The 24,453-nt window shown below is 62.7% G+C and carries 25 protein-coding genes; 20 read left to right on the top strand and 5 right to left on the bottom strand.

The genetic code is table 11. The features are described from left to right. Window positions 1–6 precede the first annotated feature (6 nt). A complete protein-coding gene (locus tag ACQUSW_RS10935; protein WP_428932333.1) occupies window positions 7–654 on the bottom strand; it encodes an SDR family NAD(P)-dependent oxidoreductase in 648 nt (215 codons plus the stop codon). Continuing rightward, complete coding sequence (locus ACQUSW_RS10930; RefSeq protein WP_428932492.1) at window positions 651–2,078, bottom strand: DUF6421 family protein; 1,428 nt, start codon at window positions 2,076–2,078, stop codon at window positions 651–653. Before ACQUSW_RS10930 ends, ACQUSW_RS10935 begins: the two co-directional genes overlap by 4 nt. 223 nt (window positions 2,079–2,301) lie before the next feature. Here ACQUSW_RS10930 and ACQUSW_RS10925 point away from each other — a divergent pair, with 223 nt between their 5' ends. After that, window positions 2,302–3,612, top strand: a complete 1,311-nt coding sequence (locus ACQUSW_RS10925; protein WP_428932332.1) for an aminotransferase class I/II-fold pyridoxal phosphate-dependent enzyme — start codon at window positions 2,302–2,304, stop codon at window positions 3,610–3,612. Between the two features lie 56 nt (window positions 3,613–3,668). After that, complete coding sequence (locus ACQUSW_RS10920; protein ID WP_428932331.1) at window positions 3,669–4,616, top strand: 1,4-dihydroxy-2-naphthoate polyprenyltransferase; 948 nt, start codon at window positions 3,669–3,671, stop codon at window positions 4,614–4,616. Here the strand turns inward: ACQUSW_RS10920 and ACQUSW_RS10915 are convergent. Beyond that, complete coding sequence (locus tag ACQUSW_RS10915; RefSeq protein ID WP_428932330.1) at window positions 4,572–4,895, bottom strand: DUF4229 domain-containing protein; 324 nt, start codon at window positions 4,893–4,895, stop codon at window positions 4,572–4,574. The two genes, ACQUSW_RS10920 and ACQUSW_RS10915, sit on opposite strands and share 45 nt — an antisense overlap. 74 nt (window positions 4,896–4,969) lie before the next feature. Between ACQUSW_RS10915 and ACQUSW_RS10910 the strand changes: the two genes are divergently transcribed. The 6 genes from ACQUSW_RS10910 to ACQUSW_RS10885 all read left to right on the top strand — a co-directional run bounded on the left by ACQUSW_RS10910 (window position 4,970) and on the right by ACQUSW_RS10885 (window position 10,626). Then, window positions 4,970–5,659 (top strand): peptidylprolyl isomerase, encoded by a 690-nt coding sequence (locus tag ACQUSW_RS10910; RefSeq protein ID WP_428932329.1) that lies wholly within the window; start codon window positions 4,970–4,972, stop codon window positions 5,657–5,659. Between the two features lie 49 nt (window positions 5,660–5,708). Next, window positions 5,709–6,062, top strand: a complete 354-nt coding sequence (locus ACQUSW_RS10905) for a PLD nuclease N-terminal domain-containing protein (protein ID WP_428932328.1) — start codon at window positions 5,709–5,711, stop codon at window positions 6,060–6,062. Beyond that, window positions 6,059–7,777, top strand: coding sequence for a 2-succinyl-5-enolpyruvyl-6-hydroxy-3-cyclohexene-1-carboxylic-acid synthase (menD, locus tag ACQUSW_RS10900; RefSeq protein WP_428932327.1), 1,719 nt, complete (start codon window positions 6,059–6,061; stop codon window positions 7,775–7,777). Before ACQUSW_RS10905 ends, menD begins: the two co-directional genes overlap by 4 nt. A 35-nt stretch (window positions 7,778–7,812) precedes the next feature. Beyond that, a complete protein-coding gene (locus ACQUSW_RS10895) occupies window positions 7,813–8,667 on the top strand; it encodes a polyphosphate kinase 2 family protein (protein WP_428932326.1) in 855 nt (284 codons plus the stop codon). A gap of 72 nt (window positions 8,668–8,739) precedes the next feature. Beyond that, window positions 8,740–9,675 (top strand): phosphoglycerate dehydrogenase, encoded by a 936-nt coding sequence (locus ACQUSW_RS10890; RefSeq protein ID WP_428932325.1) that lies wholly within the window; start codon window positions 8,740–8,742, stop codon window positions 9,673–9,675. Between the two features lie 36 nt (window positions 9,676–9,711). Further along, the gene (locus ACQUSW_RS10885; protein WP_428932324.1) at window positions 9,712–10,626 is read left to right on the top strand and encodes an SMP-30/gluconolactonase/LRE family protein; all 915 of its coding nucleotides are present in this window, start codon (window positions 9,712–9,714) and stop codon (window positions 10,624–10,626) included. 23 nt (window positions 10,627–10,649) lie between these two features. On the opposite strand, the gene ACQUSW_RS10880 is transcribed toward ACQUSW_RS10885, so the two are convergent. After that, window positions 10,650–11,915 (bottom strand): isochorismate synthase, encoded by a 1,266-nt coding sequence (locus ACQUSW_RS10880; RefSeq protein WP_428932491.1) that lies wholly within the window; start codon window positions 11,913–11,915, stop codon window positions 10,650–10,652. 128 nt (window positions 11,916–12,043) lie between these two features. On the opposite strand from ACQUSW_RS10880, the gene ACQUSW_RS10875 reads away from it, so the two are divergent. The 8 genes from ACQUSW_RS10875 (at window position 12,044) to ACQUSW_RS10840 (ending at window position 19,125) form a co-directional block, all read left to right on the top strand. After that, window positions 12,044–12,706, top strand: a complete 663-nt coding sequence (locus tag ACQUSW_RS10875; protein WP_428932490.1) for a class I SAM-dependent methyltransferase — start codon at window positions 12,044–12,046, stop codon at window positions 12,704–12,706. A gap of 100 nt (window positions 12,707–12,806) precedes the next feature. Continuing rightward, window positions 12,807–13,868, top strand: a complete 1,062-nt coding sequence (locus ACQUSW_RS10870) for a polyprenyl synthetase family protein (RefSeq protein ID WP_428932323.1) — start codon at window positions 12,807–12,809, stop codon at window positions 13,866–13,868. 12 nt (window positions 13,869–13,880) lie between these two features. Beyond that, window positions 13,881–15,251 (top strand): FAD-dependent oxidoreductase, encoded by a 1,371-nt coding sequence (locus tag ACQUSW_RS10865; RefSeq protein ID WP_428932322.1) that lies wholly within the window; start codon window positions 13,881–13,883, stop codon window positions 15,249–15,251. A 4-nt stretch (window positions 15,252–15,255) separates the two neighbouring features. Then, complete coding sequence (locus ACQUSW_RS10860; protein ID WP_428932321.1) at window positions 15,256–15,897, top strand: histidine phosphatase family protein; 642 nt, start codon at window positions 15,256–15,258, stop codon at window positions 15,895–15,897. A gap of 60 nt (window positions 15,898–15,957) precedes the next feature. Then, the gene (locus ACQUSW_RS10855; protein ID WP_428932320.1) at window positions 15,958–16,647 is read left to right on the top strand and encodes a hypothetical protein; all 690 of its coding nucleotides are present in this window, start codon (window positions 15,958–15,960) and stop codon (window positions 16,645–16,647) included. A gap of 7 nt (window positions 16,648–16,654) precedes the next feature. After that, window positions 16,655–17,347 carry a copper resistance CopC family protein gene (locus tag ACQUSW_RS10850; RefSeq protein ID WP_428932319.1) on the top strand — a complete coding sequence of 231 codons (693 nt, stop codon included), beginning with the start codon at window positions 16,655–16,657 and terminating at the stop codon, window positions 17,345–17,347. Window positions 17,348–17,541: 194 nt separating this feature from the next. After that, window positions 17,542–18,582: an alpha/beta hydrolase gene (locus ACQUSW_RS10845; RefSeq protein WP_428932318.1), complete on the top strand. Its 1,041-nt coding sequence runs from the start codon at window positions 17,542–17,544 to the stop codon at window positions 18,580–18,582. A 54-nt stretch (window positions 18,583–18,636) separates the two neighbouring features. Then, window positions 18,637–19,125: a YajQ family cyclic di-GMP-binding protein gene (locus tag ACQUSW_RS10840; RefSeq protein ID WP_428932317.1), complete on the top strand. Its 489-nt coding sequence runs from the start codon at window positions 18,637–18,639 to the stop codon at window positions 19,123–19,125. Between the two features lie 500 nt (window positions 19,126–19,625). Here ACQUSW_RS10840 and ACQUSW_RS10835 read toward each other — a convergent pair whose 3' ends face one another. Further along, complete coding sequence (locus ACQUSW_RS10835; RefSeq protein ID WP_428932316.1) at window positions 19,626–19,832, bottom strand: hypothetical protein; 207 nt, start codon at window positions 19,830–19,832, stop codon at window positions 19,626–19,628. 157 nt (window positions 19,833–19,989) lie between these two features. On the opposite strand from ACQUSW_RS10835, the gene ACQUSW_RS10830 reads away from it, so the two are divergent. From ACQUSW_RS10830 to ACQUSW_RS10815, 4 genes are all read left to right on the top strand, one after another. After that, window positions 19,990–22,557: a glycoside hydrolase family 2 protein gene (locus tag ACQUSW_RS10830; protein WP_428932489.1), complete on the top strand. Its 2,568-nt coding sequence runs from the start codon at window positions 19,990–19,992 to the stop codon at window positions 22,555–22,557. A 56-nt stretch (window positions 22,558–22,613) separates the two neighbouring features. Next, complete coding sequence (locus tag ACQUSW_RS10825; protein WP_428932315.1) at window positions 22,614–22,772, top strand: hypothetical protein; 159 nt, start codon at window positions 22,614–22,616, stop codon at window positions 22,770–22,772. 113 nt (window positions 22,773–22,885) lie between these two features. Beyond that, window positions 22,886–23,908 (top strand): ABC transporter, encoded by a 1,023-nt coding sequence (locus ACQUSW_RS10820; RefSeq protein ID WP_428932314.1) that lies wholly within the window; start codon window positions 22,886–22,888, stop codon window positions 23,906–23,908. Further along, window positions 23,908–24,402 (top strand): hypothetical protein, encoded by a 495-nt coding sequence (locus ACQUSW_RS10815; protein WP_428932313.1) that lies wholly within the window; start codon window positions 23,908–23,910, stop codon window positions 24,400–24,402. Before ACQUSW_RS10820 ends, ACQUSW_RS10815 begins: the two co-directional genes overlap by 1 nt. Window positions 24,403–24,453 lie beyond the last annotated feature (51 nt).

Below are 24,453 nucleotides of genomic sequence, written 5' to 3'. Positions count from 1 at the left end.
AAGCCTTTAAGCGTGTGGTAGTTCGATGATGTGGTCGTTGAGATCGCTGGCAGGTGCGTCGAGCATCCAGAGGGTGGCGTCGGCGAGATCGGCAGCGCCGAGTGCCCCGCGGGCACGAAACACCGTGGCTGCGGCCAGCAGCTCGCCATCGCGGGCACGTGCTTCGCGCGCGAAACTGTGGGCGAGGGCTTGCGTCCAGGTTTCGACGGCGCTTTTGACAGCGGCATAGTCGGCTCCGCCGCCGGTGGGCCGGGCGACCGCGGTCGATGATACGACCGCGAAGCGCCCAGCAGGGGCCGCAATCAGTGCCGGATAAAACGCGCGCGCTGTTGCCCGCACGGCCTGCAGAGCCGGGAACAGCTGAGCAAAACCGTCATCACTCTGCTGTTCGATCGTGCCCGTGCCATACCAGCCGCCCACGAGTGGAATAACGGCATCAACGCGGGGCAGTGCGTGGGCAAGCGCGGTCATATCCGCCAGGCTTGTGGCATCGGCAACCCGCTTGTCCGCGGCATCCGGAAGCAGTGCAAGGCGTTCGGCCGAGCGGCCGGTGGCCACTACCCGCACACCGGCAGACAGCAGTGTTTCTACCACTGTTCTGCCGGCGGCGCTGGTAGCACCGGCGATCACGGCGGTGCGGTGGGGCATAGTCATGCGTCGCTCGCTCGAATACCGACGGTCGATTCAATAACGGGGCCAATCTTTTTCTGTAATGCCTCGTAGAACATCGACAGCGGAAACTCGTCGTCGAGCACGGCATCGGTATAGCCCTTGAGCGGCCCGGCCAGCACAGTATCGGGCAGCCCCCGGTTCCACTGCGATGCCGGATGCGGTGTAAGCACCGATCGCACCAGGTCGTAGGCGGCCAGCCAGTGCGCCGCTTTGGGCCGGTCGATCGAGCGCCAATAGAGGTCGTCGATGGCGTCGCCGAGAGCGATAACGCACGCGGGGAGGGCGTCCCAGTCGATCGTGAGCTGTGTATCGGTCCAGTGCACAACACCTTTTTGATGCAGCCATGCAAATAGCAGTTGCCCGCCCAGACCGTCATAGTTACGCACGCGCGACCCGGTCACGGCAAAGCGGAAGATACGGTCACACACGACCGCGAATTGCACGAGTCCGGCCTGGTCGAGCATTTCTTGTTCGGATGCCGTGAGCTGTTCGCCGCTGTCGCGTCGGCGGCGTAGTGCTCTTTCGATCGCCACGCACTCGCGAAAGGCGGTCAGGTCGCACCGTAACTCTTCGAGCGAATACAAAAAGTACGGCATGCGCTGCCGAATCATGAACGGATCGAAAGGCAGGTCGCCACGCATATGGGTGCGGTCGTGAATGATGTCCCACATGACGAACGTTTTTTCGGTTTGCGCCTGGTTGTCGAGCATGGCTGCCGCACGAGCAGGCAGTTGCAGCCGTGTGATCTCGGCGGCCGCGCGCACCACACGGCGGTAACGGGCGGCTTCACGGTCTTGAAAAATGGCACCCCAGGTGAATGGCGGCACCTCGGCCGTGGCGATTGTTTCGGGAAACAGCACGGCCGAGTTGGTGTCGTATCCAGCGGTGAAGTCGATCAGCCGCAGCGAAACAAACAGCGGGTTACTGTAGTGCCCGGCTTCGAGCTCGGCAATAAAGTCGGGCCAGATTGTTTCGACGATGAGCGCCTCGACCCGTTTGTCGGGCGACCCGTTTTGCGTGTACATGGGAAAGACCACGAGGTGTCGCAGCCCATCGACCCGCTGCTGTTGGGGCTGGAACGCCATGAGAGAGTCATAAAAGTCGGGGGCTCCGAAACCGGATGCCGACCATCGATGAAAATCGGCGACGACCGCCTGCAAATAGTCGTGATCGTGCGCAAAGTGTGGTGCGAGCTCCTCGATTTTTGCCGTGATCGCTGCCACCAGCTCGTGTGCCTGGCGGATGCGATCGGCATAGTCGTGCTGCGCCTGCGCGCTGTCGTCGTTCTCGTCGGGCTGGCGTACCGCGCCATCACGCTGCTGCAGGTCACGCAACTGCGACACAGCCTTTTTCAGGTCATACCAGGCGTCCTCGACAACCTCGGGCTCGCCAATGATGGCCTTCATGACAATCTGGTCGCGAAGAGTGTTGTTCAACATGGGAACCTCCGTTCTCGAGGCTCATGCAGTCTCCACAGAGCGTGCGACAGTGCACTGATGCGCGCCCTTGTGGGGCCTGCGGTGGATATGGTGCTCCTAGCGTACGCCCGGATGCCGCACAGCAACAGCATCCGGCACGCCCCGCCGCTCCGCGCCGGCCGTGAGCCTAGGATGACTGCGGAGGTACGGCATGATTCAGGGCACGACAGCGCAAGAAATTGTGGAGAGCGTGCGCGGGCTGCTCGACACCGGCGACCTGCATGCAGGTGACTCCCTGCCGCCCGTGCGGGCACTGGCGGAACAGTTGGGAATCAACCGCAATACCGTGTCGGCTGCCTACCGCTCGCTTGCGCAGGCGGGCATTGTGGTGAGCCGAGGCAGGGGCGGAACCGTTATTACCCCCGGCCCGGCATTGACCGAAGAAGAGGGCTTCGCCCCCGAAACGGTGCTGCACGATATCGGTAGCGGAAACCCCGACCCCGCGCTGCTGCCCCTACCCCCGCTGTCGCAGGTTGATCTGGGGGCCCCGGCGCTCTACGGTGATGCGCTGATCGATAGCGACCTCGAAAAATGGGCCACCGCCTGGTTGCAGCAGGCGCAGCCCCGCGAACTCGAACTGACCGTCACTTCGGGTGCGGTAGACGCGATCGAAAGGCTGCTTGCGCAGACCCTCGTGCAGGGTGACACCGTGGGGCTCGAAGACCCGTGCTTTTTGTCGTCGATCAATATGACCAAGATTGCCGGGTACCGCGCGCACGGCATACCGCTTGACGACGAAGGAATCACCGTCGGTGGCGTAGAGGCGGCGCTCGCCGCCGGTGCCCGTGCCATTGTGTGCACACCGCGCGCCCACAACCCCACCGGTATTAGCCTGAGCAAAAGGCGCGCCCGCGAGCTCCAGGAACTACTCGCCGAGCACCCGCACGTACTCATTATTGAAGACGACCATTATTCGCTGCTGGCGCGAAGCCCCTACTACACCGTGATTCCGCCGCAGCACCCGCGGTGGGCGCTCGTGCGGTCGATGTCAAAGTTTCTCGGCCCCGATCTGCGTTTGGCACTGTTGGCCAGCGACCCAGAAACAGCACGCCAACTGCGCACGCGACTCTCACCCGGCACCACCTGGGTGAGCCGCATACTGCAGCGAGTGGCCGTGGCGATGCTTGACCATCCCGAAACCTCGACCGCCCTGCAGCGCGCCAGCACCCACTATGCCGAACGCAACGCCGAGTTACGGGCGCTGCTGCGCGAACGCTCGCTCACCGTTCGCGGTAACGACGGGCTCAATGTGTGGGTAGAAACAGCGGCTGATGCCCGTACTGTGTCGCAGGCGATGATGCGCCGTGGCTGGCTTATTCGCACCGGCGGCGTCTTTCGCCTCGACGGCGACGAGTCAGCACCCGAAATACGGGTGACCGCACACACCCTCACCACGAAAGAAATGGTGCGGCTCGCCGACGATCTGGCGGCCGCCGTTGCCGAGGTCGTACGACGCCGCTAAGAGCCCTCGGCAGCCGCTGAGAGCAGTTCGCCGCCGAGCGCACTAAAGTTTGAGACGTGTCAGCTTCTCGTCGCAGCGCCCCCTATTCTCGTTCCGGCAACCCCGCCAAGCGGCAGGTGCAGCACCAGCCACCCGTGACCGCTCGCGACTGGATCGACGCTGCCCGCCCCCGCACCCTCCCGCTCGCCGCGGCCCCGGTACTGATCGGAACAGGCGCAGCACTCTCGGTCGACATCACGTTTCACTGGCTGACGGCACTGGCCTGCCTTGTGATCGCGGCACTGCTGCAAATCGGGGTGAACTTCTCCAACGACTACAGCGACGGCGTGCGTGGCACCGACGATTACCGCGTGGGCCCGGCCCGGCTCACAGCATCCGGTCGTATTCCTGCCCGACACGTGCTGATAGTGGCGCTGGCATTTTTTGCGCTCGCCGCCGTCGTGGGGCTTGTCGTGGTGATTGCGACGCAGCAGTGGTGGATGCTGGCGGTGGGTGCTGCCGCTATTGTCGCCGCGTGGCTGTATACGGGTGGCAAACGCCCCTACGGATACTTCGGCCTCGGTGAAGTGTTTGTGTTTGTGTTCTTTGGTTTGGTGGCCACGCTCGGCACCACATGGGTGCAGGTGTTTCAGTTGCCGCAGACCGCGTGGGCGGGGGCGATTGCTGCCGGATGCTTCGCGTGCGCCGTGCTGGTCGCCAATAATGTGCGTGATATTGAGCAGGATCGCGCCGCAGGTAAGCGCACGCTGAGTGTGCTGATCGGCAAGCGCGGATCGCAAATTCTCTTTACGGTTTTTGCGCTCGTACCGTTTGTTATCGCCGCGTGGCTGCTGCTGTTTTTTCCGTGGATGTGGCTGGCGCTGCTGGTGCTACTGGCCATTGTTCCGGCCATCGTGATCGTGTGGGCGTATCGTCGTCCGGCCGAACTGATTGTCGCGCTCAGCGTGACATCGCTCGGGTCACTGCTGTTCGCTATCGGGATGCTCGTCGCCTTCTGGGCGTGAATCCTGGTGCGCAGCGGCGTCGAGATCGCTGTCTTCTACGTTTTCGTCGGTACTGTCGGTGCGTGCAGCAGCACGGCGTTCATAAATGTCACGCGAAGTTTCTGACAGCGGGGCCCGCAAGAACAGCAGTGACAGGCTCACGCCGATAAGGGCCGAGAACAGTACCGCCAGCATCCAGTATTCGCGAAAAATGGGGAAGAAGAACCACAGAATCCCCAGCGGCACGAGAAAAGCCAAAAGCCGCAGCACGGAATACACAAGAAGAGGAGGCAACTTCACCCCTCTAGCTTAGGCGTGTTGCCCCGAGTGGTTCTGTCAGCTTCAACCAGGTGTGGTTCGCGTACGATCGTGGCGTGCGAATTCACTCTGCAGCTTCACGCCCTTTTGCCCTTCGACGCTCCCTGTTGGCGGTTGTGGCGGTGGCCACGCTCGCTCTTGTGGGGTGTTCTTCGACCCCGGATGCTGGTGGCCCGGCCGTTGACACGGATGCTTCGGGCGAGTGCGTGTATCCATCAACCGGGCGCGATGCCGCAAAAGATGTCGCTCCGCCACAGACCGAGCCCGCTGCATCCGGCGATATTGCCGTCACGATGGGCACGAGCGCGGGGGATATTGCGATGACACTCGACGCCGATGCGGCGCCGTGCACCGTGAACAGCTTCTTGTCGCTGGCGGAACAGGGCTATTTTGACGACACGCAGTGCCACCGGCTCACGACGGCCGGAATTTTTGTGCTGCAGTGTGGCGACCCGTCGGCCACCGGTCGTGGCGGCCCCGGCTACTCTTTTGCCGACGAGCTGACCGGCTCCGAAACGTATAAGGCTGGCACCTTGGCGATGGCGAATGCCGGACCCGACACGAATGGTTCGCAGTTCTTCATCGTTTATGACGACAGCCAGCTCTCGCCCGACTACACCGTATTCGGCCGGCTCGACGACGCCAGCACGGCGATCGTGGCGGGCATTGCTGCTGAGGGCACTGACTCGGGGGCGAGCGATGGTGCGCCGAAGAACCCGGTCGAGATCGTCTCGGTCACGCAGTAGCTCCGATGTCTGAGAGCCCGGGGGCGGGCGCTCAGCGTAGACTGTCGCTGTGGCCCGTTTCCTTATAGTCGGTGGTTTTTTAGCCGCGGTCTTTTGGATCTTTAGTGTTGTCGATTGCGCTGTGCAGCCGCCAACACGGCATCGTGGTGTACGCAAGGGCGTATGGATCGCGATTGTTGCGCTGCTGCCGGTGATCGGTGGCATCTTATGGTTTGCTCTGGGTCGGGCGCGTCCGGGCGAAGAGCCGCGTGATCTGTACGTGCCCCTCGATGACGACCCTTCGCATTTGCGCCGCATCAGCGAGGCCGAGCAAGATCAGCGTATTCGTGAGCTTGAGGCCGAACTGGCCAAGCTCGACGACGATCACCCCAAAGAGAACGGTTCGTCGGGCGAACGATCGTGACACTGGGGCGCGAATCGGCGGCGTCGTCACGTGCGGCGCACGCTTTTGTTGCCGGGCTTATTGCCCACGGTGTTCGTGACTTTGTTGTTTCGCCCGGGTCTCGTTCGCAGGCACTCACACTCGCTGTTGTTGCAGCGCAGCGGCAGGGAGCGGCCCGCGTACACGTGCGTATTGATGAGCGCGTTGCCGGGTTCGTGGCACTCGGGTTAGCGCGCGAAACACGGGCCCCCGTGGCCATGATCTGCACATCAGGCACCGCCACAGCAGGTTTTTTGCCCGCCACCATGGAGGCCTTTCATTCCGGTGTGCCGCTGTTGGTACTCACGGCTGATCGGCCACCCGAGCTGCGCGGCGTGGGTGCCAACCAGGCCACAGCGCAGGTGGGCATGTTTGATGCGTGGACCCGCTGGTCGATCGACGCACCCACACCCGGCGAGCAGTCGGTCGACTGGCAGCAACTGGCACGATATGCGGTGAACGCGGCAGTCGGTGCCGACACGGCCGGTGCAGAGGCGGTGGCACGGAGCATCCGGGGTATCGATGTGGTTGCCGGTGTGCGAGGCAGGGCCGGTGTTGCCGGGCCCGTGCATGTGAACCTGCCATATCGTGAGCCGCTTTCTAGCGACACCGTAGCGCCCAACTACGTGCCGGGGGCGGTTCCTCCGACGGTAGAACGAGGTGCGACGCTCGTGTCAGCAGGCCTGCGCACGGTGCTTGTTGCAGGAGACGGCGCCGGTGCCGAGGCCGTCGAACTGGCCGAAGCTGCCGGGTGGCCACTGCTAGCAGAAGCAGTGAGCGCTGCCCGCTATGGCGCGACGGTAATCACGCGCTACCGGCAACTGCTGCGCACCCCGCAGCTACGTAACCGTATTGAACGCGTGGTCGTGATGGGTCACCCGACCCTGACCCGCGAAGTGGCCGCGCTCATCTCTGACCCAGCCGTGCAGGTGATCAGTGTTCCCCGCGGAGGCGAGGCCGTGAACCTTGGCCATGATGCCCGCATTGAGTCGCGTATCGCGGTCGAACACACACGGGCTCCGGATGCCGCGTGGCTCCAGCAGTGGCTCGATGCTGAACACGCCCTCGCCCACCCACCACAAAAACCCGCCGACGATGCAGCCCCGATCGACAGGCCCACACTCGTCAACGCTGTATGGCAGGCCACCGGTGCGAATGACCGGCTCATGGTGGGTTCTTCGCGACTCGTGCGCGTGCTTGACGACACCGCGCCCGCCCGACGCGTCCGTGTGCACGCCAACCGTGGCCTGGCCGGAATCGACGGCATTATTGCGACCGGAATAGGAATTGGTATCGGAGCCGGTGCCGGTGCCGGCGCCGGAGCCGCGCCGACCGCTGGGCACCAGCGTCTGACGGGCGTCACCCGCGTACTGCTCGGCGATGTATCGGCGCTGCACGACACAGGAGCACTGCTGCTTCCTCGTGACGAACCCGAACCGTGCCTCCAGATCGTGATCGGCAACGACGGCGGCGGCACCATTTTTGATGCACTCGAAGTAGCCGCCACCGCACCGGCGGCCGACTTTGACCGCGCCTTCTACACCCCCCACCACGCCGACCTTGCCGCCCTCGCGCAGGGCTACGGGTGGCACTACATCGCCGTGCGCACGAACGCTGAACTGCGCGCAGCACTCGCGCTCGCCGCCGCCCCCGAGGCACCTCGCCGCAGCATTATTGACGTGCAACTGCCGCGCTAACACCCGCCGCACGAGCGACAGGGCAATATAGGGGCATGGGCGATAAGCACTGGAAAAAACCGGCAGCAGAAGCATTACGCGTGCGCGAAGATTTTCGGCTCGCCGACGTCGACCCGGGTTCCACACCCGGGTACACGGGCGATAAAGCCAAGGCCGAAAAACACCTGGCAAAAGACCTGCCACGCCTGGCCGATATGCAAGAACGACTGTTCGCCGCAAGCCATGTGGGCAATGCCAGCGACAGTGTGCTGCTGGTGCTGCAAGCCATGGACACCGCGGGCAAGGGCGGAATTGTGCGCCACGTTGTCGGCGGTGTTGACCCGCAGGGGGTAGCGCTCGTGGCGTTTAAGAAACCGACGCCCGAAGAACTCGAGCACGACTTTTTGTGGCGTATTCGCAAAGAACTTCCGCCACCAGGATTCATCGGTGTTTTTGACCGTTCGCATTACGAAGACGTACTGATCGGCAGGGTGCGTCAGCTGGCACCCGCCGAAGAAATTGAGCGCCGCTACCAGGCCATCAACGAGTTTGAGCAAGAAATCGTGAACGCTGGCACACGCATCATCAAGGTCATGCTCTATATTTCTCGCGACGAACAGCGCGAGCGCCTCACCAAGCGGCTCGACCGTCCCGATAAGCACTGGAAATTTAACCCCGGTGATATCGACGAGCGGCAGCGGTGGGATGACTACATGAGCGCCTACCAGACTGTTTTTGATCGTACGGCGACGGCGCACGCGCCGTGGTTTGTTGTTCCGGCCGACCACAAATGGTATGCGCGCTTGGCCGTACAAGAGCTGCTGTTTGACACCCTCGATACGATTGATCCGCAGTGGCCGGTGGCTGATTTCGATGTCGACGAGCAGCGTCGCAGACTCGCCAACAGTTGATCAGTAGCATCCGGATGCCGCAGACAAACCGCGACGATACGTAACGTTCGTGAACACAGAAAAGAGTGCCCGATGAAGATTGTGCTGCCCAATACGATGCCGCTCGACCCCACTTTGCCCGAGGGATGCACAGCGGTGATCGTTGACGCCGCGCAGCCGATTCCGTCCGAGCACACGGATGCCGAAGTTCTGGTGGTGTGGGGTGGCAGCAGCGCCTATGTAGAGTCAGCAGCGCGCACGATGCCGCGGCTGCGCCTGGTGCAGTCACTCTCGGCCGGGGTCGACAAGATTGTTGCGGCCGGTTTTTCTTCCGACGTTATTATTGCCAGCGGCTCGGGCCTGCACGACAAAACGGTGACCGAACACACCCTCGCGCTGTTGCTGACGCTGGTTCGTCGCATTCCCGAGGTGATCGAAGCACAAAAACGCCATGACTGGTCGGAAGAACTGGGCGGCCTGCAGCCGCTGCATCCGGAAGACCGCACCACGACCCTGCTGGGAGCCCGCGTACTTATTTGGGGTTTTGGCGGCATCGCAAAAACTCTTGCCCCGCTGCTGACCGCGCTCGGGGCGACGGTAACCGGGGTTGCTCGCTCAGCGGGAACACGAGACGGCTACCGAGTAGTGAGCGAACAAGAAATCGCGGAAGAACTACCCACCACCGATGTGCTGATCAGCATTTTGCCCGACACCGAAGCCACCCGCGAGGTGATCAACGCCGAGATCTTTGCAGCGCTCCCACGCCACGCATTCATGGTCAATGTAGGCCGCGGGGCGGTCGTCGACCAGACGGCGCTTATCGCAGCGCTGACCAACGGCACCATTGCCGGAGCCGCCATTGACGTCACGACACCCGAGCCGCTGCCCGCAGACTCGCCCCTGTGGGAAACCCCGCGCCTTCTCATCACGCCGCATGCAGCGGGCGGGCGGCCCGTGGGTGCCAACGAACGCATCGAGAAAAACGTTCGCGCGCTGCTGGCAGAAGAAGACGTACTGCACCGCGTGTAAATCGTGCACCGTGTGTAAATCGCAGAAAGGGTATTCATGGCCAGCGGATACGGTTTGACGGAAAGCTTCTCATCGCTTGTTGCTCCTGGTGAACGCGTCACCCGTCTGACAACGGCGGCAACCTGGTCGGAGGGCCCCGTGTGGATTCCCGAACGGCGGGCTGTGCGGTGGAGCGATATTCCCGGTAACAGGATTATGGAGTACGCCGTCGAAACCGGTGAGACGAGCGTCTACAAAGAGGGCGCGGAGTTCACCAACGGCCGCACACTCGACCACGATGGCTCGGTGATCCAGTGCTCGCATGGTCGGCGCCGCATCGAGCGTGATCGTGATGGCGAAGTGACACCGATTGTTGACAGCTGGAACGGCGTGCGGTTTAACTCACCCAACGACGTGATTGTGGCCAGCGACGGCACCATCTGGTTTACCGACCCGCCCTATGGCATTACCGTGCCCGTCGAGGGCTACCCGGGCGAGCGTGAATATCGCGACCACTATGTGTTTCGGCACGACCCCGAAACCGGTGTCACGATGCCCGTTGTGCTCGATGTCGAAGAGCCCAACGGCCTAGCATTTTCGCCCGACGAAAAGACGCTGTATGTCTCGGACACCTCACTAGCGTCGCTGGGCGAAACCGGCAACCACCACATTCGCGCCTACGACGTCGATGACAACCGGGTCAAAAATGGTCGGGTTTTTGCGACCATCGAGCGCGGCATTGCCGACGGCTTTCGCGTTGATATCGAGGGAAACATTTGGACCTCCAGCCTCGACGCCGTGCTCGTCTACACCCCCGCGGGTGAACTGATTGGGCGCATCCCGGTGCCCGAAAAGGTGGGCAATGTGTGCTTTGGCGGCGACGACGGGACCGAGCTATTTATTGCCGCATCAACAAGCATCTACCACCTGAAAACACTGACCAGGTGCGCCGAGCGCGGGCAGGCACGGTAGGCGCGGCGCTCGAGGTGCGCGCTTTAGGCGAGGGCGTCAACGAGCGGGCGAAATTTGACGCGCGTTTCGAGCAGTTCTGACTCGGGGTCAGATCCGGCCACAATGCCTGCCCCGGCATAAGCGGTGACGGCCAGGGTTGAAGAACCGGATGCCTCGCGCACATCGCCGCGCTCGAACTGGGCGCAGCGCAGGGCAATCGCCCATTCGCCGTCGCCGGAGTCATCGATCCAGCCGACGGGCCCCGCATAGCGTTCGCGATCGAAGGGCTCGATGCGGGCGATTGCGTCGAGCGCGACGGGAGTGGGTGTGCCAGCGACGGCGGCGGTCGGATGCAGCGCGGTAACAAGGTCGAGCGACGAGGCGTCTCCCGTGAGGGTTCCGGCCACATCGGTGGCTAGGTGGTAAAGATTTGGCAGTTGCAGCACAAAAGGTTCGGCGGCTGCCTGCAGTGCGCTGGTAGAGGGACGCAGGGCGTCGAGCACACTGTCGACGGCAAACTGATGTTCGTTGCGGTCTTTTTCGCTGAATGCCAAAGAGGTGCTCGCGGCTTCATCGGCTGCCGCATCGGCACCCCGTCCGATGGTGCCCGCCAGTACGCGTGCTGTTGCTGTGCCCTCGTGCACGGTGATGAGGGTTTCGGGGCTCGCGCCAATGAGCCCGTCGACCGCATACGTCCACGTATCGGGATAGCTCGTCGACAGCGCCCGCGCCAGGCGTCGCAGATCAGCATCGGCCGGTACCGTGCCCACCAGGTCACGCGCCAACACCACTTTGCCGTAGTCGCCACGATCAATCTCGGCCACCGCCTGGCGCACCGACTCCTGATACCCCTGCGGATCTTGCGCGCCCGGTCCCAGAGTTGCTGCCCACTGGGGGCCTTCGGGCCGCGGCTTGGGCGTCGCAGAAGCGTCGGCATCATGCATCCGGATGCTGGTGATCCAGCCGCGACCATCCCGTGTACCGATCACATATTCCGGCACAATGAGCACGCTGTCGGCCTGCGATCGCTCATCAAAAACAAGCGCACCCAGGCCCACCAGACCGGTACCCGGCAACTGGACCGGGTCAACAACCGTGGCCGCGGCCGCTAACTGACGCCAGGCAGCCGCCATGGTGGCCGAGCGCGGGGTACGCGGGTCGGCACCCAGGCGAATAAACGCCGGCATGCTGCCGGTGACCGCAACGAAACCCTCGCCCCGTCGTAACCACGCCAGAGGGCGCGCCGGATCGGCGTACGAAAGGAGGTCGTCAACGGGATCGATCTCGCGGGTCTCCGCGAACAGGCGCATGCTGCTCACGTCTTCCAGTCTAAAGGTGTGCGGAATGTGCACATGCTGCCGCGTAGACTCGGGGCGTGACCAGCAACCCTGAACGCAACCGTGCCGATCTTGCAAAAGACCCGACCGGGGTGAGCCGCATGTTCGACCAGGTTTCGACCGGTTATGACCGCACAAACACAGTGCTGAGCCTGGGGAACGACAAACTGTGGCGGGCGGCAATGGTACGCGCGGTGGCTCCGCGCCGTGGCGAACGCATTCTTGACATTGCTGCCGGTACGGCCGTTTCTTCGGCAGCGCTGGCAGGGAGCGGCGCGCAGGTAGTGGCCGCCGATTTCTCGGTCGGCATGCTTGCCGAAGGGCGCCGCAGGCACGGCCACCGCCACAACCTCTCTTTCGTTGAGGCCGACGCCATGGCATTGCCGTTTGACGACGGCGAATTCGATGCCGTCACGATGTCTTTTGGTCTCCGCAATGTGCGCGAACCCGAGGTGGCGCTGCAAGAATTTTTACGCGTGACCAAACCCGGCGGACGCCTGGTTATCTGCGAGTTTTCTACACCGCCATCACCCGCCTTCCGCGGCCTCTACCGCTTCTACAACGACCGCATACTGCCGTTTGTTGCGCGCGCTGTTTCGTCGAACGCCGACGCCTACGACTATCTCAACGAGTCAATTCGTGACTGGCCCAACCAGCGGCGCCTCTCAGACATGATCCGTACGGCCGGGTGGTCCGCCGTGGAATACCGCAACCTATCGATGGGGATCGTGGCGCTGCACCGCGCCATTCGAGCGGCTGCCTAGTGCTGTTCGGGTAGATGCCTCGTGCTGTTCGGGTGGGCGCGAAGCGTTTCGTGCTGGCCCGAAGCATCCGGTACCTAAGAGGTGCGGGTAGGCTTGATACGTGACTTCGAGCCCTGCCGCCGAGCGCACCCGACTTGCGCGCAATTTTGGCCTCAGCGACCGCGTGTTCGCTGGCCCTCGCGCGCGCCGACTCGCCAACGACATTGAAGCCGGGCTCGAGCTCGTTGAGCGTGGGTTGGCCGACGACCTGCGGGTGGCCGACCCCATCGCCGATGCAGCAAGTCGCTACCTGTACGAGGCGGGCGGCAAACGTGTTCGGCCCGTGCTCACGCTGCTCACCGCACAGTTGGGCGAGGGCAACATTGAGCCGGTCATCGACGTCGCAAAAGCCCTCGAAATGACCCACCTCGGGTCGCTGTACCACGACGACGTCATGGACGAAGCCGACCGCCGTCGCGGTGTTCCCGCCGCGCATGCGGTATGGGGCAATAACGTAGCCATTCTTACCGGCGACATCCTTTTTTCGCGTGCCAGCCAGCTCATGGCCCGCTACGGCGAGCGTGCTATTCGCCTGCAGGCCGACACGTTTGAAAGGCTCGTGCTCGGCCAACTGCACGAAACTGTGGGGCCAACGCCCGACGACGACCCGATCGACTTTTATATTCAGGTGCTTGCCGACAAGACGGGTTCGCTCATTGCGGCAGCCACGCAATCGGGCGTGATTTTCTCGAACGCCCCGAGTGAATACGAAGAGCCCATGCGGGTATATGGCGAAAAAGTTGGTGTCGCCTTTCAGCTTCTTGACGACGTGATCGATTTGTCAGCCAACCCCGACGACACAGGCAAAGTTCCAGGAACCGATCTGCGAGCAGGAGTACCGACGATGCCGTCGCTGCTGCTGGCTGCGCAGACAGATGCTGATTCGAGAGCCCTCGCAGCGCGCATCGACGATGGTGTTGCGCGCATCGCCGACGGCGAAGATGCAGGCATTCTCGATGAGCCTTTAGCCGATCTGCGCGAACATGCGGTGACCGAACGCACCATGGTGCTGGCTCGCCGCTGGACGCAAGACGCTATCGACGCTCTCGCACCGCTGCCCGATGGCGCCGTGCGTGACGCTCTTACGCGGTTCGCTACCACCCTGGCCGACCGCAGCAGCTGACGAAAGGAACGCATGACCAAGCTGAGACTGGCCATTGTGGGGGCAGGTCCGGCGGGGATCTACGCCGCCGACATTCTGCTGAAGTCTGATCACGGCTTCGACGTATCGGTTGATCTCTTCGACCACCTTCCCGCGCCCTACGGACTCGTACGCTACGGCGTAGCGCCCGATCACCCGCGCATCAAAGGCATTATTAACGCGCTGCGCAATGTGCTCGACCGGGGTGACATCCGCATCTTCGGTAACGTGCGCTTCGGTACCGACATCACGCTCGATGACCTCAAACGTCACTATCACGCAGTCATCTTTGCCACCGGCGCCGTCCGCGACTCGATGCTGGACATTCCCGGTATCGACGCGCAGGGTTCCTATGGCGCGGCCGAATTCGTCGGCTGGTTCGACGGACACCCGGATGCCCCTCGCCAGTGGCCGCTTGATGCCTCGAGCGTCGCCGTCATCGGTAACGGTAACGTGGCGCTCGATGTCTCGCGCATGCTCGCTAAGCATGCCGACGACCTGCTGGTCACCGAAATTCCGCACAATGTTTACGAGGGCCTGAAAGCCAGTGCCGTCACCGATGTACACATTTTTGGGCGCCGTGGCCCCGCACAGGTTAAATTCACTCCGCTTGAACTGCGCGAACTCGGTGAAGTGAACGACGTCGACATTGTCGTGTACGACGAAGATTTTGACTACGACGAAGCTTCGAAGGCGGCGATCGCCAGCAACAAACAGGTGATGGTCATTGACCGCATTTTGCAGTCGTGGCGCAAGCGTCCCTCCGTCAACAACAACCCCGGTGAAGCTTCGCGTCGCCTGCACCTGCACTTCTGGTCGCGTCCCATCGAAATGCGTACCGACGATGAGGGCCGCGTGAGCGCTATCGTCTACGAACGCACCCAGCCCGACGGCGAAGGTGGCGCGGTGGGCACGGGAGAAATTCGCGAGATCGCTGTGCAGTCGGTGTACCGTGCCGTCGGCTACTTTGGTTCGCCGCTGCCCGGTGTGCCCTTCGACGACCGCCACGGTGTTATTCCCAACCACGAAGGCCAGGTGCTCGAACAAGACTCGAACGAGATTGTGCCGGGCATGTACGCCACCGGATGGATCAAACGCGGGCCCGTGGGGCTTATCGGCCACACCAAGTCGGACGCGATGGAAACCGTCAACCACCTCATCAACGACCAGGGTTCATGGTGGCAGCCAGAAGATCCGGCAGAAGAGTCGATTCCGGCCATGCTCCGTGAACGCGGCATCGAATGGACCGACCTCGACGGATGGCACCGCCTCGACGACCACGAAATCGCACTCGGCGAAAAAGAAGGCCGTGCGCGCATCAAGGTCGTTGACCGCGAAGAAATGCTGCGCGTCTCACGCGAGTAAACACATGCGACTGCTATTGATTCGCCACGGCCAAACACCCTCGAACGTTGTCGGCGCGCTCGATACCGCCTACCCGGGCGCCGCGCTCACCGACCTCGGAACACGACAGGCGCAGGCTGTACCGGCCGCGTTGACAGAAGAAACCATCGCGGGAGTTTACGCATCACAGCTCACGCGCACACAGCTCACAGCACAACCTCTGGCCGAAGCATCCGGCACCACCGTTACTGTGCAGCAGGGCTTCGAAGAAATTCTGGCGGGCGACGCAGAAATGCGTTCCGACGAGCACTCGCAGCGCCGCTACATCGACCTCCTCATGCGGTGGGCTCGCGGTGACCTCTCGGCCATGCTGCCCGACGGTGAAACCGGCCACGACTTCTTTCGCCGCTACGCCAACGCGGTAGAAAACGTTGTCTCGGCACACGACGACGACGACACCGTGGCCGTATTCAGTCACGGCGCCGCGATTCGTATGTTCGCCGGGTACGCGGCACGCTCGCGTGGCAGCGGGCACCTCGACAACACCGGCCTGGTCGAACTGATCGGTGACCCCGAGCGCGGATGGCAGCTGGGCCGCTGGGTGGCAGAGCCCCTCGGCGGCACTGAATTGGCCGATACCGCCGCCCACGATGTCACGGGGGAGTAGCGTCGTTGTCACGCGCGCCGTTATCAGCCGAGCGAAAGGTCAGTGAGGAAAGCTAGAAGCATGCGTGAGCACAGGGTAGGCAGGGTCGTGCGCGGTCTCGCAGCCGCGAGCGTTGCGACCTTTATTGCCCTTCTGGCACACGTTGCCGCCGGTGCCCCCATGCCCGGCTGGGCAGGCGTTTTTGTGCCGTGGCTGTTCTCGGTGTTGCTGTGTATTCCTCTTGTCGGTCGCCGACTGCACGCGGCGCGGCTGGCCGCCGCCGTATTCGCCAGCCAATTTTTGTTCCACGCACTCTTTGTGCTCGGCGCCTCACCCACCGGAACCCTCACCGCCACCGGCGGAGTACACATCCACAGTCTCTGGCCCATGGCCGACATGTCGCCCGACATGGCGGCGGCAGCAGCACCGTTCATCGCCGGGCCCATGATGTGGATCGCGCACGCCGCAGCATCCGGCATCACCAGTGTGCTGCTCTACCGAGGCGAATGGTTGCTTGGCCTGTGTCTGCACCTGGCCGCACAGTGCCGCGCATGGCTCGTACGGCGTGTGGAACAACCCACCGTGCGACACAGCGCTGCGGTGTATGGGTGGCATCCGGATGCTGCCGATCACACCCTGCCCCGACTACGCGTATGGCTCTCAGCTGTCGCACGACGCGGCCCACCGTGCCACCAGGTTTTTCTGCCACAGCTCGCATTCCGGGCTGAAGAGCAGACCACTACACGCGTATTTGCACAACTATCCCTGTGAGGAAAACATGAAAATTCGTATTCGCCATTCGATAGCAACATGGACAGCGGCGGTTGCCGTCGCAGCTGTTGCTGTTGTCGGCGGTGCTCTGCCCGCGGCAGCGCACGATGAACTGGTGGGCAGTGTTCCTGCCGACAGCGAAGTTCTTACCGAAACGCCCAGCGAAATTACGCTGTCGTTCTCGGGCATTTTGATGACCGACGGTGCCGAAATTGTGGTGCTTGATGCCGAGGGTGACAACTGGGCAGACGGTGAACCCGTCATCAACGAAATGACGGCCACGCAGCAGCTGCGCGAGGGTCTGGGTAACGGCAGCTACGAGATTCAGTGGCGTGTTGTATCGAGCGACGGGCACCCGATCTCGGGTGTTATTCCGTTCTCGGTCGATGCCGCTGACGCCGCGGCCGAACCCACCGAAGAACCAGCCGAAGAGCCCGCTGAAGAACCCGCAGCCACCGAAGAACCGGCCGACACCGACGAGCCGATCGCTCCGATCGATAACGAACCACAGCCCGAAGGCATGGGTGTGCTCGGTATTCTGGCGATCGCCGCCGGCATCGTCATCGTGGTAGCCGTCGGCCTTCGCCTCGTGCGCAGCTCACGCGCAACCTCGCGTGGCCCTGGTGCCGGTGCGGGTGGTGCTGGCGGTGATGGTGACCCGGATGCTGGTGCTGGGCGCGACAACACACCCCAGGCGTAACAGCCGACAACGCCTGCACGGCTGGGTTGTATAAACGACCCGTGTAGACGGCCTGTGTAGACGGCGTTTATCGAAGACCCGAGGTGGTGCGCTGCCTCGGGTCTTCGTCATGGTGGGGGCAACGCCACGGTGTGGGTCGGCATCACGGTGTGGGTCGGCGTTGTTGTGTGGGGCAACGCCGTTATTCTGGCCCTATGGTCATTTGGTCACCCGACGTGCTGGGCGATGAGTTTGAGCAGACCACGCTCGAACTCGGTGAAGACGACGAAGGACCGGTTGTTGCCACGCTCGTGCGCGCTCTTCCGGCTCGCGAGCCGTGGCAAGAATTGTGGCGGCGTGTGACGGGTCAGCCGCGTCGGCTCGACGACGTCGATGTGCTGTATGTGCACGGCTGGTCTGACTATTTTTTTCATAAGCGTCTTGCGCGCACGTTTACCGCGCACGGTGCCCGTTTTTATGCGCTCGACCTGCGCAAGTATGGCCGCAGCCTGCGCGAGGGGCAAACACCCGGATTCATCACCGACCTCACCACCTACGACGAAGACATTGCCGCGGCGCTCAACGTTATTGGCGTGAGCCTTACCGGCCCGACGCGCAAGAGCGCAGCGCACGGACGCAAACTCATGCTCCTGGGGCATTCGACTGGTGGTCTGGTGTTGAGTCTTTGGGCTGCGCGGCATCCGGATGCTGCTGACGCACTCATTCTCAATAGCCCCTGGCTTGAGTTTCAGTTACCCCGGTTCACGCGCGAGGCCGCACTGCGGCTGGTAAACCTGCGGGCCCGGTATCGTCCGCTCGAGAAGATTCCGCAGATCGACCTCGGCTACTATTCGCGGGCGCAGCATGAGGCAGTCGACCCGGATGATCCTCTGGAGACGAACCTTGAGTGGCGGCCCGAACAGAGCATGCCCGTGCATGTGGGTTGGTTACATGCCGTGCTCGAAGGACACAGCACGGTTGCTGAAGGTCTGCACATTGATGTGCCCACTTTTGTGATGCTGTCGGCACGCACCGTTTTGCCCACTCAGTGGTCGGAGGAACTGACCCGCGCCGACTCGGTTCTTATCGTCGACGATATTGCTCGCGCCGCTCTCCGACTGGGCCCGGTCGTCACGATCGCGCGCATCGATGGCGCACTGCACGACGTTTTTATCTCGCATCCGGATGCCCGAAATGAAGCGTATCGCCGCCTAGAAACCTGGCTCGCCGGATGGCGCGGTACACAGCGCGAATAGGGGCCGGAGCCGCCGGCCGAGCCGCCGCGAGTGCGACTGGATACACTGGAAGGTATGGCTGATAGTTCTTTTGACATCGTCTCGAAGGTTGATAACCAAGAGGCAGACAACGCGCTTAACCAGGCACGCAAGGAGGTCGAGCAGCGTTACGATTTCAAGGGTACCGACGCTTCGATCGCCTGGAGCGGCGAACAAATTGTGATTGTTGCGAACTCGGAGGAGCGCGCAAAAGCGGTACTCGACGTGTTTCAGTCGAAGCTGATCAAGCGCGGCATTTCGCTGAAGAGCCTTGAATCGGGTGAGCCGCAGGCGAGCGGTAAAGAGTACCGCATCGTTTCGACGCTGAAGAACGGCATCTCGAGCGAGAACGCCAAGAAGATCGGCAAGATCATTCGCGAGCAGGGGCCAAAATCGGTGAAGTCGTCGATTCACGGCGACGAACTGCGTGTGCAGTCGAAGAGCCGCGACGACCTGCAGTCGGTTATTGCGCTACTGAAAAGCAGCGACCTCGACATCGACCTGCAGTTTGTGAACTACCGCTAGCCCCGAGGCGCCGCGGCCGGAAGTGGTACCCGCTGGGCGCTATTTCCGGCTGGCTAGGTGCTATTTCCTGGTTGCAGGTTGCGATTTCCTGCCGGGAGTTGCCGAGAACAGGAAAATTGCCGAATACAGCACGAAATTTCAGAAATCTTCCGCTATTCGGCGATTTTCCTGTTCTGGGCAACAGTGGGCGGCTGTTCTCGGGAACGGTGGGCGTTCTGGGCAACGCCGCGCGCACAAAAGGTTGGCCGCATACACATTCATACGCGCCGCGCACGCAAAAGCCGCGCCCGCTACCAAAATGGCGGACGCGGCATAGTTGCAGCACAGGCACTGGCGACACTCGCTCAAGCACAAGCCCGAACCTCAAACCTCAAGCCTGAACCTCAAACCTCAAGCACGAACCTCAAACCTCAAGCCCGAGCGTCAATCCTCAAGCACGAGCACAAGCACAGGCACAAAACCCGGATGCCAGCACGGCGGGCGCTGGCGCAGCGGCGGTATTAGCGGGCGCGGGGTTCGTCGCCGGACTCTTGTTTGGTGCGCACGGTGGCTGATCCGGCAGCGCGCATGGCCCAGGCGAGGGCGCCGCTGACCAGTAGCAGGCCGAGGGTGAAGAACAGTGCGGGGTATTCGGTCATTTCTTGCGAGTAGCCCGTCAGCCACACTCCCGACAGGAATAGGACGACGAAAACGATGAAGCTGCCCACGATGTGCCTCCCATAAACGAATACCAGCCTGACCAGCTTACCCGTCTTAAGACACTACTGTTGTCGGTTGAGTTGAGTTGAGTTGAGTTGGGTTGGGTTGGTTTCCGGATGCCGCATCCGGGCCGCCGTCGTAGGTGCAAAGAAGTGAGTGGTTGTTATGGTGCGCGAGCGGCGCGAGTTGTCACTGTCGTCGGCGAGTGGTCAGGTGTGGATGCTGCATCCGGTGCGGCTCGCAGATGGTGCACCTGAGATTCCGCACGACATTGCGGCGTCGGTGCCCGGGGTGGTGCATACCGATTTATTGGCCGCGCACCTTATTGACGACCCTTATGTGGGGGTGAATGAGCCGAAGTCGGCGTGGATTGGTCGTTCTGATTGGGCGTATCGCACCCGTATTGATGCTTCGGGGCTGGCGGATGCCGAGCGGGTTGAACTGGTTTTTGATGGGCTCGATACGGTCGCAACGGTGCGGCTTGATGGTGCGGTTATCGCGCAGACGGCGAATCAGCATCGTACGTATCGGTGGGATGTGACCGAGCAGGTGCGTGCGGCGGGTGCTGCCGGATGCCTGTTAGAGGTTGAGTTCGCGGATGTGTGGGCGCACGCGGAGGCCCTGCGGGATCAGCTGGGTGATCGTCCGAATGACTACCCGACGCCCGGCAACTTTGTGCGCAAGATGGCGGCAAACTTTGGTTGGGACTGGGGTCCGCAGCTGGTGACCGCCGGGGTGTGGCGTGATGTACGGCTCGAGGCATGGAGCAGGGCGCGTCTGGCGACCGTGGTGCCGCAGGTTGATGTGCACGAGCACGATGGCGTGCGTGGTGTCGGCACGGTGCGTGTGACGACCACGGTCGACATGGCGAAGCATTCCGGCGCAGGCATAGCAGGCATAGCAGGCATAGACGGTGCGGGTATGAGCGTGCAGGCGACCCTGACTGCCGCGCACGGCACCGTGGAGGTTTCGGCGCAGGCAACGATTGCCGAGGGGCGGGCTATCGTCGACCTCGCGGTCGACGATGTTGCTCTGTGGTGGCCGCAGGGTGCGGGTGCGCAGCCGCTGTATCGGCTGCAGGTGCAGCTGGTTGATGCCGAGGGTGCGGTGCTGGATCGTCGCATCCGGAATATTGGTTTTCGTCGGATTGAGCTTGATACAACGCCGGATGCCGCGGGTGCAGCCTTCACTTTTCGTGTCAACGGCGTGCCCATCTTTGTGCGCGGTGCGAACTGGATTCCCGAGGACTGTTTTCCTTCGCGGATCACCCCGGAATGGTATGCGCGCAGGGTGAATGATGCCCGTGAGGCGAACCTGAACCTGTTGCGGGTGTGGGGCGGCGGCATTTATGAGTCGGAAGACTTTTATGACGCCTGTGATGAGCGCGGAATTATGGTGTGGCAAGACTTTTTGTTTGCCTGCGCCACGTATCCCGAAGAAGAGCCGCTGCGGAGCGAGGTTGAGGCCGAGGCGCGCGATAATGTGGCGCGGCTTGCGGGGCGTGCAAGCCTGGTGCTGTGGAACGGTAACAACGAAAATATTTGGGGCTGGCACGACTGGGGCTGGCAGCGCAAGCTTGCCGAAGCTCCCGGTGGCACGACGTGGGGGATGGGCTACTACACGCAGCTGCTGCCGAGTGTGGTGGCCGAGATTGACCCGGCTACACCGTATTGGGCAGGGAGCCCCTATTCGGGGTCGCCCGACATTCATCCGAATGATCCTGGTTACGGCACGATGCACGTGTGGGACGTCTGGAACCGTGTCGACTATCGGCGGTACGCCGACTACCGGCCACGTTTTTCTTCGGAGTACGGTTTTCAGGGCCCGGCAACGTGGGCGACGATTGTGCAGGGGATTGAGGCCGAGCCGCAGCATCCGGATTCGGAAGCCATGCTGCTGCACCAGAAAGCACCCAACGGTAACGACAAGATTGCGCGCGGAATGCTGCCGCACCTGCCGCAGCCGCGCGACTTTGCCGAATGGCATTATTTGGCGCAGGTAAATCAGGCCCGGGCGGTGGAGTTTGGTACCGGCTGGTGGCGTACGCTGCGGCCGCACTGCATGGGCACGGTCATGTGGCAGTTGAACGACTGTTGGCCGGTGACGTCGTGGGCGGCGGTCGATGGGTATGGGCGACGCAAGCCGCTGTGGCATGCGGTGCGTCGCGTTAACGCACTGCGGTGGGGGCTTATTCGTCGCACCGATCACGGGCTGTCGCTGTTTGTCGTGAACGATGGCGACAAAACCTGGCAGGCCGAGGGTGAGCTGGTGCGTCGCCGCTTCGACAACGTTGTGTATGCGCGCGAGCATTTCTCGGCGCCAGTGGAGCCGCAGTCGCTGGTAGAAATACCGCTGTCGTCGGTGATGAGTGGCGTGCGCGATACAGGCTACGAAATAATCTCGGCGCATATCGTCGGGCTAGAGCGCCCCATTGTGTTCAGCTATGTCGACGACGTCGATATGGGCTTGGCCGACGGCCCGGTTGAGGTTGATGTTGCGCCGTGGCACGAGGGGCAGCATCGTGTGACGCTGCGGGCCGAACACTTTGTGCGGGGCGCCTCGCTTTTTCCTGACCGCATTGCTCCGGATGCCTGGGTGAGTGACGTTGATCTTGATCTGTTTGCGGGCGAACCCGTCGCGGTAACGGTGCACAGCAGTGAACCGCTCGATCCCGATGCGCTCGCTGCGACTCTGCGCACGCTCAACCCGTTGGTGGCGGCAGCGCGCGCGTAGCGGCGGGCGGGTGTGTCCGACCCTTGGCGGCACGGTATTGGTCGTACTGTATTGGCATGGCGCGCGTTGGGGGACGCAGCTCGTTCTTGGCTTGGTTTGCCGGGATCGTGTGTGCGGGAGTAATTGTTGGCCTGCTGTGGCTGGCGATACCTGTTATGCCTGATGCCGTGCAGTTTGTGGGCGATATGTTGCGTTCCACGTATGGCGGCGGGTAGAAGCCAGGCGGCTGGGCAGTGTAGGCAACACGCCATACTTCGGCAAGCCTTATGGCGCGCAGCGCAGTGCGGCGATATTCTCGCACTGCACCCATCCGATGTGAGGAGCACCAATGAGCGATCCCCAGTCACCGACGCCCGAGAACCCCGAAGGCGTAGACGACGTCGTCGGCAGCGCGAACGAGGGTCTTGCCGAGGCTGAAGCCGCCCGCGACAATGTGGCGCATCAGTCACCGGATGCTTCTGCCCACCCGGTGCCCGAGAACCCCGAAGATCCCGATCTCGCGGCGTTCGCGCAGGCCGAGTCGGCTTTTCCTGGCACGTTTGCCGGATCTGCGGGCCCGGCGGAGCCTACGTCGGGCGTGGCCTCAGAGGGTGCGGCTCCTGCGTTGCATCCGGATGCTGATGCCCCGGCGGAGCCTGCTGCCACGGCCACCGCTGCCGATGCACCAGCACCCACGGCGCCCCTTGTTGCCGAGGAGCCTGCTGTGACGCAGGCGTACCAGGCGCCGGTTGACTCCACGGCGCAGGTGGCAGCACCCGAGCCACAGAGCCTCGTAGTGCCTTCCGCCATGCAGCCGATCTTTGTGCAGGCACCTGAGCCGCCGCGTCCGCGTGGAAACCGGGGCGCTGCGGGCCTGATTGGTCTCTTGGCAGCGATCGTGTTCGCCGCGATCTATCTGACAGCGCGCGTGCTGCTCGACTATTTTGCGGCTGAAAACTCTGCATCGTTCGTCGACCTGGTTGTTCGCGAGGTGTCTGGTTTTGGTCTGTGGGTGACCACGGCGGTGTTCTTTATCGGTTTCTGGTTGATCGGTGCGATTATCAACCGTGGCCGCTGGGGAAACTGGGTTTTCTGGGGCTTTGTGGTGGGTGTTATCGCCTACGCCGGTCACATTTTGGGTGCGCTGTTTGAGGCCCCGTTCTGGATGATCACAGCCAGTCAGGGTAGCGAACTGGTGCAGCAGCAGTTGTTGGCACCGGCCGCGATTGTTGCGTTCATCGCAGCCCGCGAAATCACGATGTGGTTTGGTGCCTGGGCGGCGCGCCGCGGCGCCCGTATGACCGTGCTGAATGCCGAAGCGCAGCGTGAATACGAGCGCACGCTTGAGGCGGGCCCGCAGCTTCCCCAGTGATGTCTGATTTACCGCGCACGACACCGCCGCAGGAGCCCAATAAGGTTCCCACGATCGTTGCCGTTGTGCTCATGATCGGAACCTTCTTCTCGGTCGCGATCATGGGCCTGGGCTTTCTCACCCTGCTCACCGAGACCGACATTATCGAGGTGCAGGGGCTTGGTCAGGCGCCCGGAATCATCGGTATGGTCGCGGCGATTCTTGCGCTCACTTTTTTGATGCTGCCCACCCTGCGCGCGGCCCGCGCAACATTCGGGGCGGCGATGTTGGCGACCATCGTGGTTCCGCTCGCGCACCTTGTCGTTGTGTGGATTGTGGCCACCGTTACTGGCGAAAGCATTGTCGACGCTACTGTTGCCGCCCGCGACCTGGTGTTGCGGGGCCCGAGCCTCATTCTGGGTCTGAGCGCCCTGCTCGTTGCGGGGGCGGCCGTGATGGTGCGGGCGCGTGGGCAGCAGATGCGGTGGCCGTGGGAGAAGCATCCGGAATCATAAGAGCACACGACCCCGGATGCTGCGCGCCCAACCCCACGCCGCTGGGCGAGG

The sequence above is a fragment of the Microbacterium luticellae genome, from assembly GCF_050408645.1.
In the GTDB taxonomy this organism is placed as follows: domain Bacteria; phylum Actinomycetota; class Actinomycetes; order Actinomycetales; family Microbacteriaceae; genus Microbacterium.
The sequence above is the reverse complement of the archived record's forward strand: the minus strand, read 5'-3'. Positions and strand labels throughout refer to the sequence as shown.

What these genes read in the sequence shown, in the direction of transcription:
- ACQUSW_RS10935 (WP_428932333.1), bottom strand. Translation starts at nt 654, where the DNA reads ATGACTATGCCCCACCGCACCGCCGTGATCGCCGGTGCTACCAGCGCC.
- ACQUSW_RS10930 (WP_428932492.1), bottom strand. Translation starts at nt 2,078, where the DNA reads ATGAAGGCCATCATTGGCGAGCCCGAGGTTGTCGAGGACGCCTGGTAT.
- ACQUSW_RS10925 (WP_428932332.1), top strand. Translation starts at nt 2,302, where the DNA reads ATGATTCAGGGCACGACAGCGCAAGAAATTGTGGAGAGCGTGCGCGGG.
- ACQUSW_RS10895 (WP_428932326.1), top strand. Translation starts at nt 7,813, where the DNA reads ATGGGCGATAAGCACTGGAAAAAACCGGCAGCAGAAGCATTACGCGTG.
- ACQUSW_RS10890 (WP_428932325.1), top strand. Translation starts at nt 8,740, where the DNA reads ATGAAGATTGTGCTGCCCAATACGATGCCGCTCGACCCCACTTTGCCC.
- ACQUSW_RS10885 (WP_428932324.1), top strand. Translation starts at nt 9,712, where the DNA reads ATGGCCAGCGGATACGGTTTGACGGAAAGCTTCTCATCGCTTGTTGCT.
- ACQUSW_RS10880 (WP_428932491.1), bottom strand. Translation starts at nt 11,915, where the DNA reads ATGCGCCTGTTCGCGGAGACCCGCGAGATCGATCCCGTTGACGACCTC.
- ACQUSW_RS10875 (WP_428932490.1), top strand. Translation starts at nt 12,044, where the DNA reads ATGTTCGACCAGGTTTCGACCGGTTATGACCGCACAAACACAGTGCTG.
- ACQUSW_RS10865 (WP_428932322.1), top strand. Translation starts at nt 13,881, where the DNA reads ATGACCAAGCTGAGACTGGCCATTGTGGGGGCAGGTCCGGCGGGGATC.
- ACQUSW_RS10860 (WP_428932321.1), top strand. Translation starts at nt 15,256, where the DNA reads ATGCGACTGCTATTGATTCGCCACGGCCAAACACCCTCGAACGTTGTC.
- ACQUSW_RS10855 (WP_428932320.1), top strand. Translation starts at nt 15,958, where the DNA reads ATGCGTGAGCACAGGGTAGGCAGGGTCGTGCGCGGTCTCGCAGCCGCG.
- ACQUSW_RS10850 (WP_428932319.1), top strand. Translation starts at nt 16,655, where the DNA reads ATGAAAATTCGTATTCGCCATTCGATAGCAACATGGACAGCGGCGGTT.
- ACQUSW_RS10845 (WP_428932318.1), top strand. Translation starts at nt 17,542, where the DNA reads ATGGTCATTTGGTCACCCGACGTGCTGGGCGATGAGTTTGAGCAGACC.
- ACQUSW_RS10840 (WP_428932317.1), top strand. Translation starts at nt 18,637, where the DNA reads ATGGCTGATAGTTCTTTTGACATCGTCTCGAAGGTTGATAACCAAGAG.
- ACQUSW_RS10830 (WP_428932489.1), top strand. Translation starts at nt 19,990, where the DNA reads ATGGTGCGCGAGCGGCGCGAGTTGTCACTGTCGTCGGCGAGTGGTCAG.
- ACQUSW_RS10825 (WP_428932315.1), top strand. Translation starts at nt 22,614, where the DNA reads ATGGCGCGCGTTGGGGGACGCAGCTCGTTCTTGGCTTGGTTTGCCGGG.
- ACQUSW_RS10820 (WP_428932314.1), top strand. Translation starts at nt 22,886, where the DNA reads ATGAGCGATCCCCAGTCACCGACGCCCGAGAACCCCGAAGGCGTAGAC.
- ACQUSW_RS10815 (WP_428932313.1), top strand. Translation starts at nt 23,908, where the DNA reads ATGTCTGATTTACCGCGCACGACACCGCCGCAGGAGCCCAATAAGGTT.